The organism is Pseudorhodobacter wandonensis (assembly GCF_001202035.1).
GTDB classification, from domain to species: domain Bacteria; phylum Pseudomonadota; class Alphaproteobacteria; order Rhodobacterales; family Rhodobacteraceae; genus Pseudorhodobacter; species Pseudorhodobacter wandonensis.
Genome location: NZ_LGHT01000026.1, coordinates 72332 through 92025, shown reverse-complemented (window position 1 = coordinate 92025; position 19694 = coordinate 72332). Strand labels below are relative to the sequence as shown.

The window sequence follows — 19694 nt, the reverse complement described above, 5'->3', positions numbered from 1 at the left end:
GGTGAAAGGGCGAGGAATGTCAAAGATCGCGCGGGTTGAGTGGCCAACCCTGTTGTTGCTGATAGCAACCTATGCGGTTTGGGGGCTTGGCACATCGGCACTATATGCGTGGTCTCCGGTTTTGGGTGTGGTGGCCACGGGCGTGGCGGTAACGCAGTTCGCATCGCTTCAGCATGAGGCCATGCATGGCCACCCGTTCCGGAACCGCGTGTTGAATGAGGCGTTGGTTTTTCCGGCGCTGACGCTGACGGTGCCATATGGCCGCTTTCGCAATACCCACATGGCGCATCACTTTGACCCGATTTTGACCGACCCTTATGACGACCCTGAAAGCAATTATTTTGACCCTGCGGTTTGGGGGCGGTTGCCACGTCTGATGCAGCTGGTGTTTCGTGCGAACAATAGTTTGTTGGGGCGGATGTTGCTTGGCCCCTTGATCGGGAATGTGATGTGGCTGGTGGGAGAGGCACGCCTGTTTGGCCGCAATGCGCCGGGCGTGCGGCGCGACTGGGGGCTGCATGTGCTGGGGCTAGTGCCGCTTGCGATCTGGCTGTGGTGGGCGGCGATGCCGTTCTGGGCCTATCTGTTGGCAGTATTCATCGCCCATAGCCTATTGAAGATACGCACTTTTCTGGAACATCGCGCCCATGAGGACGTATTTTCGCGCACCGCGATTGTCGAAGATCGGGGGCTGCTGGCGCTGTTGTTCTTGAACAATAATTTTCACGCGGTACACCACCGCCACCCCGGTGTGCCATGGTATCGTTTGCGCCAGATTTATGATGCCAACCGCGCCGGCTTTCTGGCCGGTAACGGTGGCTATGCCTATCGAAGCTATGCCGAGGTGTTTCGCAAATATCTGTTTTGCACCAAGGAACCGGTGCCGCATCCGCATTATCCCAAGGCGCCGCTCGACAGTCTGTGACAGGCGTGTCATGAGGCGGCATGGAACTTTGGGTCATCGCCACAATCGCCGCTGCCGCTGTGCAGACCGTCCGTTTTATGCTGCAAAAGCGGCTAAAGGGGATTGGCCTTTCGACGGGCGGCGCCACGTTTTCACGGTTTTTATTTGCCGTGCCGCTGGCCTGTCTTGGCGTGGCGGTACTGGTTGGGCTGAACGGCTATAGCATCCCGCCGCTTGGCTTGCGCTTTTGGGCCTTTGCCGTGGCGGGGGGGATTGGCCAGATCATCGCGACATTCTGCACGGTCGCGCTGTTTTCCGAGCGTAGTTTTGCCGTGGGCATCGCCTTTACCAAGACCGAAACCGTACAAGTGGCGCTGTTTTCGGCGGTGTTTCTGGCCGAGGCAGTATCAGGCCTTGGGGTGGTGGCAATTCTGATCGGGCTGGCAGGGGTTTTGCTGCTGTCGCGGCCGCCGCAAGGCTGGATCGCAGGCAAGATATTGAACCGTGCCACGGTTTTGGGCCTGCTTGCAGGCGCGTTTTTCGGGATTTCGGCGATTGGCTATCGCGGGGCAACGTTGGAAATTGCCAATGACGACCCGCTGTTTCGGGCCATGCTTGCCTTGGCCTGCGTCACGGCGTTTCAATCGGTTGCCATGGCGCTGTGGCTGCGCTGGCGCGAGGCAGGCGAGGTGACGCGCGTGTTGGGGGCGTGGCGCGCGACTTTGCCTGTTGGTGTGACGGGCGTCTTGGGGTCGCTGGGGTGGTTCACCGCATTTGCACTGCAAAACGCGGCCTATGTGCGGTCGGTCGGGCAGGTTGAGCTGATCTTTTCGCTGCTCGTGTCTATGCTGGTCTTTGGCGAAAGGCCCAAGCGGCGTGAAGTGGCGGGGATGGGCCTGCTTGCTGTGTCGATCATTATGATCGTCGTGTTGGCGGCTTAAACCAGCCTGCGAAACAGCGGGCGAGGGCCGGAATTATCAAAGAACGGCACGCCGGCAGGGGCGGGGCCGGTTTTCAACACACTGGCAACCTCGGCCAGCACAACCTCGGTGATGAAGGGCAAATCAAGGCTGCGGGTGGCGGCAAGGTCGATCCAATGCAGATGCGACAGCTCATCCGAGGCGGCGCTGAAATCATCGATATCGCCTGCGATATGCGCGGCGGGCACCAAAAAGAACCGCGCGTCAAAGCGGCGCGGGCGGCCGGGGGGGGTGATGGCGCGAAAGATAAATTCCATCCCTTGGGCCGAGGGCGCCAAACCCCGCGCGGCAAAGCCGGCCCAATCATGCCCCTCATCCGCGGGGGGGCTGGCCCAAGTGCCGGTGATGCCAAGGGCAAGGCCGGTTTCTTCCCACAGCTCGCGGATTGCGGCGGCGGCTAGGGTATCGGGCCGCACATCGGTGCCATTGGCCAGCCGCAGTTTGCAGGCCTCTGGCAAGCCTTTGGCCAGTGCCACATCGGCATCGGCCGCATCAACCGCGCCACCGGGAAATACATATTTTGACGGCATAAAGGCGGCTTGCGCCCCGCGCTGCCCCATCAAGACCTGCGCTGCGCCGTTTGGCCCGTTGCGCCACAAAACCACCGTTGCAGCGTTGCGGATGGCGGCTTTATCGACCGATGGGTTAGGCATTTCTGCCAAAACCATGCATCTTTTTGGCCCATTGTATCGCAACCACTGCGCCTTTTAGCCGTGGCAGCAAGAACAATGACAGCGCAACTGTGCCAACCGAAAACACCGAGGCCAGAACCCAAGGATCGGGGCGGTAATGGGTGAATACCCACAAGATCATCGGCGCCATCAAATGCCCGACAATCAGAATTGTCAGATAGGCCGGCCCGTCATCGGCGCGGTGATGCAGCAGTTCCTCGTTGCAGACAGGGCAACTGTCACGCACGGTCAGATAACCGCGCAGCATCGGGCCAGAGCCGCAATTAGGGCAACGGCAACGCCAGCCACGACGCAAGGCTTGGCCTACGGGGCGATCTTCTTCCATCGGCAGGGCTTGGTCGGTCATGGATTGGTCCTGAAATCTGGTACCCCGTTTGGGGCGTTGTGCGGCAAGCCCATCTCATAGCCTGTCTGGCCGGGAAAGTAGAGTATTAGATTCATGTTGCGGCGTGATGTCGCAAAAAAGATTCTCGGACCGGCGACGGAAACCCTGATTGGTGGCGTTTGACTATACATGAAGGCGGGCGAAACAGCCTGTCAGAGCAGACCGGAGATTGAACATGAGAACGAAATCAATTCTGAGCGCCGTAACCTTGGCAGCTTTGGTAGCAGCCAGCTTTTCCACTGTTTCGAATGCCCAAAGCGGCAACGAAGGTGGCAACGGCCCACGGATGTTTGTCTTTGAAGAGATGGACGCAAACGGTGATGGCAAAGTGACCAAGGATGAGGTCGCCGCTTTCCACGCAGCCCAGTTGGCGGCTATGGACACCGACAAAGATGGCAACCTGTCGGCGGCCGAGTTGATTGCGGCGCAGCAAAAGCGTCAGGCCGAACGCGAAGCTGACCGCGAGACCAGGATGGCCGAGCGTATGATCGAGCAGCGCGATGCCAACAAGGACGGCGTTTTGTCGCTGGAAGAAATGGCGCCAAAGGGCGACCGTGGTGACAAGATGTTTGACCGCGCAGATACCGACGGTGACGGCGCTATTTCCAAGGCTGAAGCCGATGCGATGAAGGCCAAGATGGAAAAACGTGGCGATCGTGGGCGTGGCGACGATGATCACGGCCACAAAGGCAAAAAGGGCAAGCACGGCGACGATGATCACGGCCATAAGGGCAAAAAAGGCAAGCATCACCCGATGCCTGGTGATGACGACCCCCAAGACGACCAAGACAACGGCTAACTAAAAAAGGCTTGCTCCCCATCCCGTTTGGGGGTGGGGGGCAGGATTGAGTTTACGACGACAGACGCGTATTGCCGTTAGGATGACAATGGCCTTTGACCAAGCCTCTGATGTGCCCGATGAGGCCCTGTTGGTGCTATATGCCAACGGGGACTCTGCGGCCGCGCGCGAACTGGCGTCGCGGCATTTGCCAAGGGTGATGGGATTTGCCGCCCGGATGTTGGGCGGTGATAGGGCCGAGGCCGAAGATGTGGCGCAAGAAGCGATGCTGCGGCTGTGGCGGATTGCACCCGAGTGGCGGCAAGGCGAAGCCAAGGTGTCTACATGGTTGTACCGGGTTGTCACCAACCTGTGTACTGACAGATTGCGTGGGCAAAAGCGGCGCCGTGCCGTAGGGTTGGATGATGCGCCCGATGTCGAAGACGGCGCGCGCAGTGTTGAGGCCTCGTTGGTTGAAAATGACCGGATCAATGCTTTGCATGCCGCGTTGGAAACCTTGCCAGACCGCCAGCGCCAGGCCGTGGTGCTGCGGCATATCGAAGGGCTGACAAACCCCGAGATCGCCGAGGTGATGGAGATTGGCATTGAAGCCGTTGAAAGCCTGACGGCGCGGGGCAAGCGGTCACTGACCGCGGCGATGGCCGGGCGGCGGGCCGAATTGGGATATGAGGAAGGAAGCTGAAATGACTAACAGCGATCTGGACGATCTTTTTGCAGCTGTGCGGCAGCAACCCGTGGCAGTGTCAGATGACCTTATGGCGCGGGTATTGCAAGATGCCCAAGCCGAACAGCCCGTGGCCGTTGGCTTGGCAAGGCCAAAACGCCGCCAGGGGTTTTGGACGGGCCTGTTTGCCGCGCTTGGCGGGGCGGGGGGGCTTGCGGGGCTATCGACGGCGGCGATTGCCGGCGTTTGGTTCGGCTTTGCGCAGCCCACAGCCTTGACAACAGTGACCGATAGCATCTGGCAAACCGAAGTGGCGGTCGAGACCGTCGACATTCTGCCCGGCTTTGACGACTATCTAAGCGAAGGATAAATGATGAACGACCCGAAAACCACTTCGTTGCAACCGCAAAAGCCGGCCTTTCGCTGGGGGCGATTGGTGCTGATTGTGTCGTTGGCACTGAACCTTGCCGTGGCGGGCGTGGTTGGCGGGGCGATTTTGGGCCGAGGCGGGCCTGACCGGAATGGATTGGCCGCGCGTGACGTGGGCTTTGGGATGTTCAATGAGGCATTTTCCGAACGCGATCGCAAAGAGCTGCGCAAAACCTATGCCAAGGCCAACCCCAATATCCGTGCCGAGCGCCAGCAGATGCGCGATGACTTGCGCGCCGTGCTAACCGCTTTGCGGGCCGAGCCTTTCGATGTCGAAGCCTTGCGCGGCGCGCTGAAAGCCGGTGCCGCCCGGATTGAAGCGCGTCAAGCCCAAGGGCAGGCGATTGTACTGGATTACCTGACGAAAATGTCGGGGGCAGAGCGGGCCGAGGTAGCCAACCAATTGGAAAAGGCGCTAAAACGGCACCCGCGCGAAGCCAACCCCCCGCCACCAGCACCCGAGTAAGGGCGGGTTAGGCTGCGGTCTGGCTGATGGTGACTTGGTTGCGACCACCCGACTTGGCAACCATCAAGGCCTGATCGGCGCGATCAATCACTTCAGCCACCGGTTCTGGCACATGGCAAACGCGCCCGTCGCACACCGCAAGCCCGATTGAGGCGGTCAAGGACAGCGGGGCAAAACCCGGTATGGCAAACGGCGCGTCATGCACAGCTTTGCACAGCCGCTCGGCGATCGGTTTGGCGTCTTTCAGATCGGCACAGGGCAGGGCAATCAGGAATTCTTCGCCGCCAATGCGGGCCAGCAGGTCATTGTGACGGATATTTGCCGCCAAACGGCGGGCGACCTCGGTCAGAACGGCATCACCAGCGGCATGGCCAAAGTGGTCGTTCACCTCTTTGAACCGGTCCAGATCGATGACCATCACGGCAAAAGGTTGCGACGCCCCCTTTGCCTGGGCCGCGATAATGGCCAGTTGGCTGACGGCATAGCGGCGGTTGAACAGACCGGTCAGCGGGTCAATCACCGCCATCCGCAACCCGTCGCGCACTGAAAGGCGCAGCTTATCGGCTGCGCGTTTGCGTTGTAGCAGCCGCGCGACACGCAAGCTGAATTCGCCGGGATCGACGCTGACCGGCACAACATCATTCGCGCCAAGATCAAAGGCAATCGCGCTTTCCCCGCCGATCCGGTCGTTCTTGACGACACAAATCGCGGCATGGCGGGTTTGCGGCCGGCTGCGCAACTCGGACATCAGGCGCAGCCCGCCTATCGGGTCGGCCAGATCATATTCGATCACAAACACATCGGGAACCGGTGACAGCGCCGCACCCGACAGCGCCGCCTCGCGCGAGATCATCATCATCTTGTCGGGCATATTTGCCCCCAGCTCCCTACGCCAGCGGAGCGCGGTTTCAGGCAGATGCGTGACCAGCGCAATCGTGCCGGGCATTTCAAAGCCCGCACCCGCCTCGGCAAAACCAAGGGCGCGGATCGGGGCACCACCATTTTCCAGATCGGTGATTTCGTCGCGTTCACGCAGCAGGTTACGTAGTCGCGCCAGCAAGGTTTGGTCATCAATGGTTTTGGCCAGATAGTCGTCGGCCCCTGCCGAAAACACCGCCAGCCGTGACGCGCGGTCCTCTTCTGCAGAAAACACGACAACGGGTATGGATGCAGTTTCAGGGTCGGCGCGCAAACGGCGTAGAACCTCGGCCCCCGAAATATCGGGCAGCACCAAGTCTAACAAAATCAGGTCGGGCTTGGCCTGTTTTGCCAGCGTAAGGCAGCTTTCGCCACTCGCCGCCAAAATGGGGGTATAGCAGGCCGCGCCAAGTTTGACCTTGAAGACGATGCGATTGGTCGCGACATCATCAACAATCAGAATTTTGCCAGACATTTTGGTAACACCTAAAGACGTTCGGTTACGGTGGATTCATCTTTCGGGGGATTTGGTTAAGAAACTCTTTCCAATTTGAAGACAATCCGCACAAACCTGTAAGGAACTGGAAAAATATGCCGAAAAGAGAGAGCTGTTCGATGAAAAAGCAAGAAAATGCCGAAACGATAGCGTTGCAGGCCTTGGGTTGGCTGGTTGGGAACGAAGATTTGCTGCCGGTTTTCCTGAATGCGACAGGGGCTTCGGTTAATGAATTGGCCAAGAATGCCAAGCAGCCGGCGTTTCTCGGCTCGGTTCTGGATTTTCTGGTTATGGATGATGCGTGGGTGATCGGGTTCTGCGACAGCGTGAACTTGCCCTATACCGCCCCGATGCAGGCCCGCGCGGCGCTGCCCGGCGGCGAGCAGATGAACTGGACATAAGATTGCAATTCGCAGATGTTGCCGTCATCGTGCAGAAAAATCGGGGGGCGCAATGATCGAAGGTGTGGTGTTTGACAAGGACGGGACGCTGTTCGACTTTCGGCAAAGCTGGGGGGTGTGGACGGCGCAGCTTTTGCAGCAGCTTGCCCAAGATCAGGCCCATGCCGATGCGCTTGCCGCAGCCATTGGCTATTACCCCGCGCAGCAGGATTTTCACCCTGACAGCCCGGTGATTGCCGCCACGGCCGAGGAAATCTCGGCAGCGTTGTTGCCGCATTTGCCGGGCCATACCCAGCCCGAGCTGGCCGCGCGCCTGAACGCCTTGGCCCAACATGCCGTGATGGCGCCTGCCGTGCCGTTGCGCCCCGTTCTGGGTGCGCTGCGGGATCGGGGCTTGAAAATCGGGCTTGCGACCAATGATACCGAGGCCCCCGCGCGGGCGCATCTGACGGCGCATGGGATATTGGATTTGTTCGATTTCGTGGCGGGGTACGATTCCGGTCACGGGCCAAAGCCCGGGCCGGGCATGTGCCTAGCTTTTGCGCGGGCGACCGGAATTGACCCTGCGCGCGCGGTGATGGTCGGCGACAGTGCGCATGACCTGATCGCAGGCCGTGCGGCTGGAATGCGCTGCGTGGCCGTGCTGACCGGCATTGCCAAAGCCGAGGAATTGCGGCCCCATGCCGATGTGGTTTTGGCAGATATTGGTGCGCTGGGTGCCTGGATTGACAGGCTGGCGGACGATTCCTAGGGCGGGAAGCCTAAAAACGACCTGACTATGTCGTGGGTGAAGTGTTCAAAGGCTTGATGGCTGGGCCATGTTTGGCTGAACAAGGTCTATCCACGGAGGGTTGCCATGACCGACGAAGCAGGACGGCCGCGCAGGGCGGGGGGGCGTGCGGGCAACAAAATACGTGCGGGCTCGGCCGCGGTGGACCAGATGCCGTGGCGGCTGCCGGTGAACCCTGATCGGCCGGTAGAGCCTTTGGATGTCGAGGGCGTGCAGGCGATCCATCGCACCGCCATGCGGATTTTATCGGATATCGGGATAGAGTTTCTGAACCCTGATGCCGTGGCGATTTTAGAGCGTGCCGGCTGCAAGGTCTCGGGCGAGAATGTCCGGATGGGTGAAGATTTCGTGATGGAGATGCTGGGCCATGCGCCGGAAAGCTTTACCATCACCCCGCGCAACCCTGACCGAGAGCTGATTATCGGCGGCAAGCATATGGTGTTTGTCAACGTCTCCAGCCCGCCGAACTCATGGGATATGGAGCGCGGAAAACGATCGGGCGACTTTGAGACTTTTAAAGAGTTCATGAAGCTGACGCAGTATTTCAACTGCATCCATATCGCGGGCGGATATCCGGTGGAGCCGATCGATATTCACCCCTCGGTTCGTCATCTGGACTGCTTGTATGAAAAGCTGACGCTGACCGATAAGGTGGTGCATGCCTATTCCTTGGGCGCCGAACGGGTTGAGGATGTGATGGAGATGACCCGCCTTGCGGGCGGGCTGTCGCAGGCGGAATTCGATGCCAAGCCGCGGATGTATACCAATATCAACTCGGTCAGCCCGTTAAAGCATGATTATCCGATGCTGGACGGGGCGATGCGGTTGGCGAAACGGGGGCAGCCGGTGGTGGTGACGCCCTTTACGCTGGCAGGGGCAATGGCGCCGGTGACGATGGCGGGGGCGGTGGCGCTAAGTATTGCCGAAGCTTTGGCAGCGATTGCCCTGCTGCAGTATATCAACCCCGGCTGCCCGGTGGTGATCGGGACCTTTACTAGCAATGTGGATATGAAATCCGGCGCGCCTGCGTTCGGGACGCCCGAATATATGCGGGCCACGCAGATGACGGGGCAGATGGCGCGGTTTTATAAGCTGCCGCTGCGATCATCCGGCGTCTGTGCGGCGAATGTGCCGGACGGGCAGGCGATGTGGGAGACCTCGAACAGCCTGTGGGCGGCGGTGCAGAGCGGGACGAATATGGTCTATCACGCGGCGGGCTGGTTGGAAGGCGGGCTGATAGCCAGCCCTGAAAAGTTCATCATGGATTGCGAAGTTTTGCAGATGATCCAGCGTTATTTTGAAGAGGCCACCTTTGCGACGCGAGAGGAAGATCTGGCGTTTGAGGCGATAAAAGAGGTTGGCGCGGGCGGGCATTATTTCGGCTGCCAGCACACCCAAGAACGCTATCAAACGGCCTTTTATGCGCCGATGGCTTCGGATTGGCGGAATTATGAGGCCTGGGAACAGGATGGCGCGGTTTGGACGCATGAACGGGCGCATAGAATTTACAAGCAGATCATGGCAGAGTTTGAGCCGCCGGCGATGAATGGGGACCATCGCGAGGAATTGGCGCGGTTCGTGGCGAAACGAAAACAAGAGGGCGGCGCGCCCACTGATTTTTGAGTGGGGCGCGGGTGGATGTGGCGTGTTTTGGGCTGGTGACCACGCGCGGACATTCTTGTAATTTGTTGATTTTATGTAGTATTTACTGTGGCGTTTACTAAATATTAACCTGAGGTCAGCGGGTTTTGGGGATGTGCGGTGTTAACCGAGGCCGGTCGTGTGGTTGGTGGGGCGCTATGGATATTTGTAGATAGATGATGCCGGGGGTGGGCTTTTGCGGTCAGGGGCGGACTTTGAGCTGCGATTGATGTTTGACTGGGGTGGTGGCTGCCTGTGGTGCGGCAATGATGCAGCGCGGGCGCGGTTTGGCGTGGGGCCGGTGGAAGATGTTTTGCCGCTGTCTGATGAGGTAAGGCAGCATTTGGCGCGTCTTTCGGTTTGGCATGACGGGGCGTTGGATTGGGCCGATCCGGCGGGGGCGAGCCCTTGGGGCAGTGATGAGTTTGCGCGGTTTGAGGCGGCAGCGCTGGCGGCATTGGTGCGTGTAAGGGCGGAGTTGGGCGCGCGGTTTCATGTTTGTTATGAACCGCTTGGTTAGGTGTTGCGTTTTGCGGGGTGCATTGGCCCCACGGGGTTGATAGCCTGCGCAGGTTGGAAACCGAGAGGCGGCTGCGCTGTGTCTAAAACCTCATTAACCAAAAAGAACCTTGTGCCTTTGGGGGCCGAGCGGCTGGCAGATTTGTTGCTGGAGGTGACAAAGGGCAGCGCGGCCCTGCAGCGCCGTGTGCGGCTGGAGTTGAGCGCCAGCCAAGGTGTGGCTGAGGTGATGCAGGATGTGCGCAAGCGCTATGGGTCGTTGCGCCGCGCCACGGGGCGGGTTTCGTGGCGCAAGCGGCGGGTGCTGGCCAAGGAGCTGGGCGATATTCTGGGCCTGATCGAGGCGCATGTGGCGCCCGAGGCAGCGGATGATGCCTTTGAATTGCTTTGGGAATTTCTGCATTTGGCGCCGGGGATACATGAGCGCACCGATGACAGCAGCGGCCATATTACCGAAGTGATGCGCAGCGCTATGGCGGCGGTCAAGGCGATTGCCCCACGTTTGGGGATGGGTGCTACGGCGCTGGCAGAGCGGGTGTTCGAGGCGCTGCAAGACAATGGCTATGCAGCGTTTGACGGGGCGATTGTTGCGCTGGCCGAGGCGTTGGGGCCGAAAGGGTTGGAGCATCTGAAAGGGTTGGCGCAAGCGGCGGAGGCGGCGCCGCTGACGGCTGCAGAGCTGGCACGCTATGATTTTGTGCGTGATGCAACGCGGCAGGCGAAAATGGCACAAGAGGCGCGGGGCCTGACCTATGGCATCATGTTGCAAGACATTGCCGATCTGCAAAATGATGTGGATGCCTACATGGCGCGGTATTCGGCCGAGCAGCTGACTTATAGCACCATTGCACCTGATATTGCGGCGCGGTTGCTGGCGGCGGGGCGGGCCGAGGAGGCCTTGCAAGTGATCGAGCGCGCGCGGGCGCGGCGGCAGGGCAAAGAGGCCTTTTTTGACCACGAGGCGCTGGATGCGGGCTATCTGGCCTGTCTTGGTGCCTTGGGGCGCGGGGACGCGGCGCAGGCGTTTCTATGGGACAGCTTTTGTCAGGGTTTGAACGCCGATCATCTGCGCAAGCATCTGAAAGCCTTGCCGGATTTTGACGATATCGAGGCCGAGGATCGCGCGATGGCGGTTGCGGCGGCGCATTCCGATTTTGCGGCGGCGCTGGCGTTTTTTATCAATTGGCCGGCGTTGGGCCATGCCGCGCGCTTGGTTTTGGCAAGGGCCGATGCGCTGGATGGCGGGCGGTATGAGTTGCTGACACCTGCGGCAGAGGCTTTGGACACAAGTGCAGACCCGGCGGCGCCGCTGGCGGCAAGCCTGCTGCGGCGGGCGATGATTGGCTGGACCTTGGCGCAGGGGCGTAGCAAGCGCTATGGCTATGCGGCCGAGCATCTGGCCCAGTGTTTTGAAGCCGATGCGCGGATAGAGGATTACGCGGGCCATCCCAGCCACACCGACTTTCTGCGCGGGCTGGAGGCAGCCTATCCCCGCAAAGCGGGGTTTTGGTCATTGGTGCGAAACGGCGCCTAGGGCGGCTTGCGGTTGGTTTTCGCTGTGTCAGTGATGCGGCTTTGGCTGGGACGTGACGTTGGTGAGCAAAACCGCGATCATCTCTTCGATTTTATCAAGTGGCACGCCGGAAATTCGCTTTTGCAGGCCCAAGAGCACGATGCCATGAACCGAGGAAAACAGCGCGCGGGTCATCAGTTCGAGCGCATGGCGGTTGTAATCGGGGAAAATCCGCGCCAAGGGGGCGGCGATCAGCGCGAAGAGTTTGCCGAGTTCGGCCAGATACCATTGCGGGACATCCATTTCGGTGGACATCTCCAGATCAAACAGCGCGCGCCAGAGGTTGGTATTTTCAGCGGCAAAGCGCAGGTAGGCGTGGGACATTGTGATCAGTTCGGTTTGCGGCTGATCGGCGGGGCAGCTGGCCACCGACGCGGCGACGGTTTTGCCCAAGGTTTGAAAGGTGCGGCCGTTGACCGCCATGGTCAGGCCGTTGAGATCGGAAAAGACGTTGTAGATGGCCCCCACCGCGCAGTCAGCTTGGCGCGCGAGATCGCGGGCTTTGATGGCGGACAGGCCTTCGGCGCGGATGCAGGCCTCCGCGATGTCGATCAGGCGGGCGCGAAGATCCTGGCGGCGCAGATCGGCTTTGCTGAGTTTGGGGCCGCGTTCCGGGCTGGGTGTGGGCATGGGGTGAACCTTGTTGAACGGGGTTCAGCCTAGCCTGCGGGCGCGCCAATGGAAAGCGGGCCCGCAGGGTATATGGCAGTTATTGTGAGGTTTTTTGTGAAGGTGCGCCGCCTTCAAAGCGGTTGCCGTTGGTATAGTCGCAAGGGGCCTCTTGCATTTCCAGATGCAGGCCGGTGCCGGTATAGGGGTGGGCGCGGGCGACATCTTCGTCAAACTCGATGCCGAGGCCGGGGGCTTCGGGGGGGAGGACATAGCCATTTTCCCATTTGATCGAGTTTTTGATCAGCTTTTGGTGAAAGCTGCCGCCGGTTTCAATGGTTTCCACCATGAGGAGGTTGGGGATAGAGGCGGCAAGATGCAGGTTGGCAGCCCATTCTACGGGGCCTGCATAAAGATGGGGGGCCATTTCGGCGTTGAACACTTCGGCCATGGCGGCGATTTTCTTGGCCTCCCAGATGCCACCGACGCGGCCCAAGGCGGGTTGCAGGATTTTGACGCCGCCGTGGCGGAGGAGGGCGCCGAACTCGGCCTTGGTGGACATGCGCTCGCCTGTGGCCAGCGGGATGCGGACGCTATTCGCGACATTGGCAAATTCGGCAAGGTTGTCTGGCGGGATGGGTTCTTCGTACCAGAGCGGCAGGTAGGGTTCGATCGCTTGGCCAAGCCGGATGGCGCCGGGGGTGGAAAACTGGCCATGGGTGCCGAAAAGAAGATCGGCGCGGTCGCCCACAGCCTCGCGGATGGCTTTGCAGAAGGCGACCGAGCGGGTGATGTCGGTCATGGCGGGCATATGGCCGCCGCGGATGGTATAGGGACCGGCGGGGTCGAATTTGACGGCTGTAAAGCCCATGTTGACAAAGCGAAGCGCGGCCTCGGCTGCGGCCTCGGGTGAGACCCAGAAATCGGGGGTTTCTTGACCGGGTGCGGGATAGAGATAGGTGTAAGAGCGCAGCCGTGCGTTCATTTTTCCGCCCAAGAGTGCCCAGACCGGACGGTTGCGGGCCTTGCCGAGGATATCCCAGCAAGCCATTTCCAGCCCCGAGAAGGCGCCGATGACGGTGGGGTCGGGGCGTTGGGTGAAGCCCGAGGAATAGGCGCGGCGGAACATCAGCTCGATGTTTTCTGGGTTTTCGCCTTGCATGTGGCGGGCAAAGACATCCTCGATCACGGCCTGCATCGCCTTGGGGCCGACGGTGGAGGCATAAGCCTCGCCATAGCCGATGATGCCGCAGGCGGTGGTGAGCTTGGTAAAGATCCAGTAGCGGCCGCCCCAGCCGGGGGCAGGGGGGGCTACGGTGAAGATTTCGAGGGATTCTAGGCGCATGCTTGGGCTTTCGGATTTTTGTGGCAGGCGCCGGGGGGGCTTCACGCCCCCCCGGACCCCCCCGTGGGATATTTTTCGATAGATGATGTTAGGGGCGGGTTTCGGGGTGGTCTAGGGGGTTTTTGACGTGGAGGGCGATTGCGGCGAACATGAGGATTGCCGCAAGCAGGAAAGGCGCGCCGGGGGCGAAGATAGAGGCGTTGGGGGCGGTGAAATGGGCGAAGGTGGCGGTCATGGCCAAGGGGGCCGTGATCATCGCGATGGCGTTGAGCGAGGCGAGCACGCCTTGGAGTTCGCCTTGGGCGTTGTCGGGGGTATCGCGCGACAAGATAGCCTGCAAGGCGGGGGTGACGACGCCGCCGAGGGCGGTGATCGGGGTGAGCATGAGTGCGACGGTGCCAGAGGTGACAAGGCCGAGCGCGGTGAGGCAGATCACATCGACCCACATGCCGTAGGTTGCGGCACGGTGTTCGCCGAAGCGTTTGATAAGGGGGCCGACCAGCAGCGCCTGACCAATGCCGTAGCTGAGGCCATAAACGCCGAGCGAGAGGCCGATCATTTTTGTATCCCAGTCAAAGCGGGCTTTGCCGAAGAAAGCCCAGATTGACGGGTAGACGTTCATCGCAATGGCGATGATGAGAAAGGTAATGAGCGGGCGTTTGAGGCCGGGGAGTTGCGCGAGGCTGCGCAACGCGCCGATCGGGTTGCCACGCGCCCAAGTAAAGGGGCGGCGGGTGCGGTCGGTCACGGTTTCGGGCAGCACGATCAGGCCGAGGGCTAGGTTGGCCAGCGCCATGAGGGCGGCGGCAAAGAACGGCGCGCGGGTATCCAGCCCCGCGATGAGCCCGCCGAGCATAGGCCCAAGCACAAAGCCGACGCCAAAGCAGGCGCCGAGCAGGCCGAAGCGGCGGCCTCGGTCGGCTGGTGGCGTGATGTCAGCAATATAGGCCGAGGCGGTGGATTGCGTGGCCGAGGTGATACCCGCGAGCAGGCGTGCGGCGAGCAAGAGCCAGATGGTCGGGGCCAGCGCCATGCCAAGATAGGCCAGCGCCATGGCCGCAAGAGATACAAGCAGGATGGGGCGGCGGCCGAAATGGTCGGACAGCGAGCCGATGACGGGGCCAAAGATGAATTGCATGACCGCGAAAGAGGTCGCGAGGACGCCGGCCCAGAGGGCCTCGGTCGCGATGGTGCCGGATGTGACCGAGGCGATAAGGTCGGGCATGACCGGAAAGATCAGGCCGATGCCGATGGCATCGAGTGTGACCGTGATCAGGATAAAGCCGAGCGCGAGGCGGGGTGCGGGCGTCATGCGCAGTGGCCGATAGCGGTAAGGAAGCTGCCAAGCGCGCTGGCGAAGGCGGCGGGGTGTTCGATCATCGGAAAATGGCCGGATTTGGTGATGAGGTGAAAGCTGGCGCCGGGGATGAGGTTTGCCAGTTCACGCGCCATATCGGCAGGGGTGATGGCATCATTGGCGCTGCCGATGACAAGGGTGGCAAGGCGCAGGCTGGCGGTGGTGGTGTAGAAATCGGTGCCTGCGATGGCGGCGGCGCAACCAAGGATGGTTTGCGGGTTTTGCGCGAGGTGGCGGGTTTGCCAAAGCCGCGCCTCCGGGGTTTTGCGGAAGCTGGCCGAAAAGCTTTGGGCAAAATCTGTGGTGAGATAGGCTAGTGCCCCGTTGGTTTCGATATTTGCGATCAGGCGGGCCCAGATGTCTTTGGTGCCGCGTTTGGTGGCGGTATTTGTCAGCACCAATGCGCGGATTTGGTCAAGCCGTTTGACAGCGAGCCCTTGGGCCACCATGCCGCCAAGCGAAGAGCCCACAAACACGCAATCGCGGATGTTCAAATGGTCGAGCAGGGTTTCGGCGTCGCGGATCAGCGCGCCCATACTATAGGGGGCGGGGGGCGCAGACGAATTGCCGTGGCCGCGCAGATCATAACGCAAGACACGCAAAGAGGGCGGTAAAAGCGGCAGGATGGCATCCCACTGGCGGCTGTCCATCGCCATGGCATGGGCCAGAACGAGAGTGGGGCCGTCGCTTGGGCCTTGGGTGTAATAGGCGATGCGGTCATCGCCGCAGGGGGCGTAGTGGGGCATGGGGCGTCCATCGTTTGATGGCGTGTTTGTCGGCCAATGGCGGGCAGGCTGCAAGGGGGTATCGGGCCGGTGTGGCTATTGGTTCACCAGTATCAGCCCGGCGACGACCATGCCTGCACCGCCAATCTGTCGCGTGCTGAGCGGCTCGCCGATGAACCACGCGTACAGCATGACGATCAGGGATTCGGTGCCGATAATGGCAATGTAGATCGGGCCAAGGTTGGCGCTGCGCAGGGCGGTCAATTCGCCGACAACGGCTGCCCCAAGCCCGAGGGCGATGACCAGAACCGCCGCACCGTTCAGCGCCGTGGCCCCCATTTTCAGGCCGATTGTTGCAACGCTATAGCCCAAAGCTGCCATTAGAATCAGGCCGATAGTGGCCGGCTGTAAAAACGAAATCGTAACCGTAGGAGGGGGTTCCATCGGGTTGCCTATGCGAATGGGGCCGGTTTGGTGCCAATGCCGCGGCAAACCGGCGATGAGAAGGACGTTGTTAACAAATATCTGTCAACACTGCGCTTATACCCGGCACTCAACTGCAACGATCGGAGAGGCTGAATGCCTTATGACCCAAGTCTAGCACAAAATTTGGTTGCAGTAGACTGTCATTCGGCAAGGGTGGCGAGGGCGCGGATAAAGATATCAGGGTCGACATTGCCGCCCGAGACCACGCAGATCACGTCGCGCGAAGTGATTTGTTCCCCATGGAACAGCGCCGCCGCAAGCGAGACGGCGCCCCCCGGTTCCAACACGATTTTCAGGCGTAGCCATGCAAGGGCAATGGCGCGCAGGGCCTCTTCATCCGTGACCACGATGCCTGCGCCGCAATGGTGCTGCATGATCGGCAGGGTTATCTGGCCCGGTGTGGGGGTAATTATGGCGTCGCAGAGCGAGCCGGAAAGGCTGGTGTTTCTTTCGGCTTTTCCGCTGAGAAGGCTGCGGGTGACATCGTCAAAGCCTGCAGGCTCGACCGGGCGGGCGCGCAGGTTCGGGCTGCGCGCATCAAGGGCAAGCGCGATGCCCGAGGTCAGGCCACCGCCACCGCAACAGACCAGCACATCGGCATCGGTTACGCCGTTTTCTGCGGCTTGTTCACTGATTTCTAGGCCGGCGGTCGCCTGGCCCGCGATTACCATTTCATTGTCAAAAGGTTTGATCAGGGTCAGGCCGCGTTCCGAGGCAAGGTGCGCGCCGATGGCGTCACGGTCTTCGGTTGCGCGGTCATACAGCACGACTTCGGCGCCAAAGGCGTGGGTGTTGGCGATTTTAAGGCGCGGCGCATCGGCGGGCATGACGATGACAGCCGGGATGCCGTGCTGTTTGGCCGCCAAGGCCACACCTTGGGCGTGATTGCCCGAGGAGAAGGCGATGACGCCTTTGGCCCGCAGCGCGGGGTCAAGCGCCGAAACCGCCGACCATGCGCCGCGAAATTTGAACGAGCCGGTGTGTTGCAGACATTCGGCCTTAACAAAGACCCGCCGACCCGCGATCTCATCCAGAAAGGGCGAGGATAAAAGTGGCGTGCGGCGGACATGCCCTTGGAGGCGGAGTGCGGCTGCGTCAATATCGGCGATGGTGGGCATGGGGCTTCCTTGGCTGTGCTGCCTATAGCTGGCGGTTTGGGCGAGAACAGTCAATCTTTAGCGATCGCCTTTACGCCCTGTTAACCCATTTCGCGGCATCGTCAGCCAAAGGGGGGCGCCATGATGCGTTGGGCTTTGGCAGTTTTGATCTGTTGGGTTTCGGGCTTTGCGGCCGAGATGGCGCAGGCCGGTGCCTGGCCGCGCGACAAGGGGCAGTTTTTCATAGCGCTTTCGGGCGATCAGTTGCGGAGCCAGATCTATGCCGAATACGGGGTGGGCAAAGACTGGACCTTGGGGACCGAGGTCACGATGCCGCGCGGGCGGCGCCTGCCTGATGTCAGCCAGTTTATCCAGCACCCGCTGTGGCGCGGCAAAGGCGGGGCGATTCTGTCGGCGGGGCTGGCGGCCGAGCTGCGCGAAACTACCGCTGTTTTTGCCTTTCCGCATCTGAAAGGCGTGTCTGAAATTGCCGTGCGCGCGGGTCTGTTTTGGGGCAAAGGGTTTGAAACCCCGATTGGTGCGGGCTGGGCCACGGTTGATGCGCAGGCCGAACATATCGTGACGACCGATTGGTTGAACGACGGTCTGGCCTACAAGCTGGATATGGGGGTTGGCGTGCAGCCGCGAAAATGGCTGAAACTGATGGCACAGGCGCAATATTGGCGGCGTGGAACGGCGCAGAGCATGCGGCTGGAAACCACCGCTGCGCTGGCCATGGGGCCAACTCATCTGGCGGTTTCGCCGTCAATCGGGGTGATCGGCGCCAAAGACCGGCGGATCAAACTGAGCTTGTGGGTGGAATTTTAACCGAATCAAGATAGGCCTTAAGGATCGCGACAGCCTGCGGTTCATCAAGAAAGGGGATATGCGCACGGTCAGGAACATTGGCAAAGCCCATATCGGGGCGGCGGCGGCACATTTCATCGGCGCAGCTTTGGGTTAACAGATCGGAATTGCCGCCGCGGATCAGGGCAAGTGGCAGGCCCGCGCAGGCGTCAAACAGCGGCCAAAGGTCAACCTCGGGGCCTTTGAACGCGTTTAGAAAGCTCTCGCGCAAGGCCGGATCATAGGTGATGCGCAGGCCTTGGGGCGTTTCGGTGTAATGCAGGCGGGCCTCGGCCAGCCAACGGGTTGCGGGCACATTGGCAAAGCCGGGCATGTTGGCGGGCAGCGCCTCGGCCAGTTCTGCATGGGTTTTGACGCGGGGATTGCGGCCAACGTAATCCATGATGCGCGCCAAGCCCGGTTTGTGGATTTCGGGGCCGATGTCATTAAAGCAGATGCCAAGCAGGCGGTCGTGGGCAGTTGCGGCCAGAACCATCGCGATGAGCCCGCCGCGCGACGTGCCAAGCAGGGCGGCTTGCCTGATATTCAGGTGGTCGAGCAATTCGAGCGCGTCTTTGGCCTCTTGCGGGACGGTGTAAGTGGCGGCGCCGGTCCACTGGCTGGCACCGCGCCCACGATAATCCATGCGGATCAGGCGACAGGGCGGCAGGTGGGGGAGCATATAGTCAAAATCCTGAATCGTGCGCGTCAGGCCAGACAGGCACAGCAAGGGGGTGCCACTGCCCTGATCCGTATAGGCGATGCGGGTGCCATCGGTTGTTGTGAAAAACTGGGTCATGCGGCACCTGCGATTTGGGGGATTTTGTTAAGGTCGGAAAGGATATGCGCGGGTTGGGCGGGAAGCCGGTCGAGCGGCAGGCCCGCGCGGTTTACCCAAGCCGTGGTAAAGCCAAAGCCGGCGGCCGAGCAGACATCCCAACCGTTGGAGGAAACGAAAAGCACCTGATCGGGCGCGGTGCCGAAATGTTGGCCGACCAGTTCGTAGACGCGGGCGGACGGTTTGAAAATGCCAACGGATTCGACCGATAGCACGGCGTCCAACTGATCGGTTATACCCGCAGAGGTGGTGGCCGAGGCCAGCATGTCGGGGCTGCCGTTTGACAAAATCGCCGTGGCAAAGCCTTGGGATTTCAGGGTTTTCAGTATCGCCGGCACTTCGGGGTAGGCGGGAAGCGTGTCATACAACGCCATCAGGCGGGCGCGCAAATCGGGGTTTGCAATGCCTTGCGCCTCCATCGCCCAATCCAGCCCGTCGGCGGTGACCTGACGAAAATCGCAATGCTGGCCGGTGATGGCGCGCAGCCAAGTGTATTCAAGCTGCTTGCGCCGCCAATCCTCGGCCAGTTGCGGCCATATGGCGGCAAGGGCCTGCTGCCCTGGCTCGGCAGCGGCAAAGCGGGCGGCGCCGGCCACGTCAAACAGCGTGCCATAAGCATCAAAAACGCAGGTTGTTATCGCCATTTGTTTTGCCCCCTTTTGCGGCGAAGGTGGCACAGGCAGGCGGCTTAGGAAAGGGGGCGCGGCAATTGGGGTGCTTGCGAGGTGCGGGCG

Annotated in this window: 23 protein-coding genes; 12 read left to right on the top strand and 11 right to left on the bottom strand. The window is 60.9% G+C overall.

The window, feature by feature from the left end:
* Positions 1-16 precede the first annotated feature (16 nt).
* Positions 17-925: a fatty acid desaturase gene (locus tag AKU79_RS06950; protein ID WP_050522867.1), complete on the top strand. Its 909-nt coding sequence runs from the start codon at positions 17-19 to the stop codon at positions 923-925.
* A 20-nt stretch (positions 926-945) separates the two neighbouring features.
* The gene (locus AKU79_RS06945) at positions 946-1845 is read left to right on the top strand and encodes a DMT family transporter (RefSeq protein ID WP_050522866.1); all 900 of its coding nucleotides are present in this window, start codon (positions 946-948) and stop codon (positions 1843-1845) included.
* On the opposite strand, the gene AKU79_RS06940 is transcribed toward AKU79_RS06945, so the two are convergent.
* Together AKU79_RS06940 and AKU79_RS06935 are read right to left on the bottom strand one after the other, a co-directional pair.
* Entirely contained in the window at positions 1842-2537 is a 696-nt protein-coding gene (locus AKU79_RS06940; RefSeq protein ID WP_156209537.1) for an NUDIX domain-containing protein, read from the bottom strand. The genes AKU79_RS06945 and AKU79_RS06940 overlap by 4 nt on opposite strands.
* Positions 2530-2922 (bottom strand): DUF983 domain-containing protein, encoded by a 393-nt coding sequence (locus tag AKU79_RS06935; protein ID WP_050522864.1) that lies wholly within the window; start codon positions 2920-2922, stop codon positions 2530-2532. Before AKU79_RS06935 ends, AKU79_RS06940 begins: the two co-directional genes overlap by 8 nt.
* Positions 2923-3136: 214 nt before the next feature.
* Between AKU79_RS06935 and AKU79_RS06930 the strand changes: the two genes are divergently transcribed.
* The 4 genes from AKU79_RS06930 (at position 3137) to AKU79_RS06915 (ending at position 5319) form a co-directional block, all read left to right on the top strand.
* Entirely contained in the window at positions 3137-3760 is a 624-nt protein-coding gene (locus tag AKU79_RS06930) for an EF-hand domain-containing protein (protein WP_050522863.1), read from the top strand.
* Positions 3761-3842: 82 nt separating this feature from the next.
* Positions 3843-4442, top strand: coding sequence for an RNA polymerase sigma factor (locus AKU79_RS06925; RefSeq protein WP_050522862.1), 600 nt, complete (start codon positions 3843-3845; stop codon positions 4440-4442).
* Position 4443: 1 nt separating this feature from the next.
* Positions 4444-4794 (top strand): hypothetical protein, encoded by a 351-nt coding sequence (locus tag AKU79_RS06920; RefSeq protein ID WP_050522861.1) that lies wholly within the window; start codon positions 4444-4446, stop codon positions 4792-4794.
* A complete protein-coding gene (locus tag AKU79_RS06915) occupies positions 4795-5319 on the top strand; it encodes a periplasmic heavy metal sensor (protein WP_050522860.1) in 525 nt (174 codons plus the stop codon).
* 7 nt (positions 5320-5326) lie between these two features.
* Here AKU79_RS06915 and AKU79_RS06910 read toward each other — a convergent pair whose 3' ends face one another.
* Positions 5327-6712, bottom strand: coding sequence for a diguanylate cyclase (locus tag AKU79_RS06910; protein WP_050522859.1), 1386 nt, complete (start codon positions 6710-6712; stop codon positions 5327-5329).
* Positions 6713-6852: 140 nt separating this feature from the next.
* Here AKU79_RS06910 and AKU79_RS06905 point away from each other — a divergent pair, with 140 nt between their 5' ends.
* The 5 genes from AKU79_RS06905 (at position 6853) to AKU79_RS06885 (ending at position 11618) form a co-directional block, all read left to right on the top strand.
* Positions 6853-7134: a DUF3572 domain-containing protein gene (locus tag AKU79_RS06905; protein WP_050522858.1), complete on the top strand. Its 282-nt coding sequence runs from the start codon at positions 6853-6855 to the stop codon at positions 7132-7134.
* A 52-nt stretch (positions 7135-7186) separates the two neighbouring features.
* Positions 7187-7885: an HAD family hydrolase gene (locus tag AKU79_RS06900; protein ID WP_050522857.1), complete on the top strand. Its 699-nt coding sequence runs from the start codon at positions 7187-7189 to the stop codon at positions 7883-7885.
* A gap of 105 nt (positions 7886-7990) precedes the next feature.
* Positions 7991-9547 carry a trimethylamine methyltransferase family protein gene (locus tag AKU79_RS06895; protein WP_050522856.1) on the top strand — a complete coding sequence of 519 codons (1557 nt, stop codon included), beginning with the start codon at positions 7991-7993 and terminating at the stop codon, positions 9545-9547.
* 247 nt (positions 9548-9794) lie between these two features.
* Positions 9795-10085, top strand: a complete 291-nt coding sequence (locus AKU79_RS06890; protein WP_050523073.1) for a hypothetical protein — start codon at positions 9795-9797, stop codon at positions 10083-10085.
* 78 nt (positions 10086-10163) lie between these two features.
* Positions 10164-11618, top strand: coding sequence for a DUF6880 family protein (locus AKU79_RS06885; protein ID WP_050522855.1), 1455 nt, complete (start codon positions 10164-10166; stop codon positions 11616-11618).
* Between the two features lie 27 nt (positions 11619-11645).
* On the opposite strand, the gene AKU79_RS06880 is transcribed toward AKU79_RS06885, so the two are convergent.
* The 6 genes from AKU79_RS06880 to AKU79_RS06855 all read right to left on the bottom strand — a co-directional run bounded on the left by AKU79_RS06880 (position 11646) and on the right by AKU79_RS06855 (position 17297).
* Positions 11646-12287 carry a TetR/AcrR family transcriptional regulator gene (locus tag AKU79_RS06880; RefSeq protein WP_050522854.1) on the bottom strand — a complete coding sequence of 214 codons (642 nt, stop codon included), beginning with the start codon at positions 12285-12287 and terminating at the stop codon, positions 11646-11648.
* Positions 12288-12366: 79 nt separating this feature from the next.
* Positions 12367-13611, bottom strand: coding sequence for a mandelate racemase/muconate lactonizing enzyme family protein (locus tag AKU79_RS06875; RefSeq protein ID WP_050522853.1), 1245 nt, complete (start codon positions 13609-13611; stop codon positions 12367-12369).
* Between the two features lie 88 nt (positions 13612-13699).
* The gene (locus AKU79_RS06870) at positions 13700-14923 is read right to left on the bottom strand and encodes a TCR/Tet family MFS transporter (protein ID WP_050522852.1); all 1224 of its coding nucleotides are present in this window, start codon (positions 14921-14923) and stop codon (positions 13700-13702) included.
* The gene (locus tag AKU79_RS06865) at positions 14920-15714 is read right to left on the bottom strand and encodes an alpha/beta fold hydrolase (protein WP_050522851.1); all 795 of its coding nucleotides are present in this window, start codon (positions 15712-15714) and stop codon (positions 14920-14922) included. The genes AKU79_RS06870 and AKU79_RS06865 overlap by 4 nt, the downstream gene beginning before the upstream one ends.
* A gap of 75 nt (positions 15715-15789) precedes the next feature.
* Positions 15790-16137 carry a hypothetical protein gene (locus AKU79_RS06860; protein WP_050522850.1) on the bottom strand — a complete coding sequence of 116 codons (348 nt, stop codon included), beginning with the start codon at positions 16135-16137 and terminating at the stop codon, positions 15790-15792.
* A 182-nt stretch (positions 16138-16319) separates the two neighbouring features.
* Positions 16320-17297 carry a threonine ammonia-lyase gene (locus AKU79_RS06855; RefSeq protein WP_050522849.1) on the bottom strand — a complete coding sequence of 326 codons (978 nt, stop codon included), beginning with the start codon at positions 17295-17297 and terminating at the stop codon, positions 16320-16322.
* Positions 17298-17417: 120 nt separating this feature from the next.
* On the opposite strand from AKU79_RS06855, the gene AKU79_RS06850 reads away from it, so the two are divergent.
* The gene (locus AKU79_RS06850) at positions 17418-18104 is read left to right on the top strand and encodes a hypothetical protein (protein ID WP_050522848.1); all 687 of its coding nucleotides are present in this window, start codon (positions 17418-17420) and stop codon (positions 18102-18104) included.
* On the opposite strand, the gene AKU79_RS06845 is transcribed toward AKU79_RS06850, so the two are convergent.
* A complete protein-coding gene (locus tag AKU79_RS06845) occupies positions 18076-18921 on the bottom strand; it encodes an alpha/beta fold hydrolase (protein WP_050522847.1) in 846 nt (281 codons plus the stop codon). The two genes, AKU79_RS06850 and AKU79_RS06845, sit on opposite strands and share 29 nt — an antisense overlap.
* Complete coding sequence (locus AKU79_RS06840) at positions 18918-19604, bottom strand: haloacid dehalogenase type II (protein WP_050522846.1); 687 nt, start codon at positions 19602-19604, stop codon at positions 18918-18920. Before AKU79_RS06840 ends, AKU79_RS06845 begins: the two co-directional genes overlap by 4 nt.
* Positions 19605-19694: the final 90 nt, after the last annotated feature.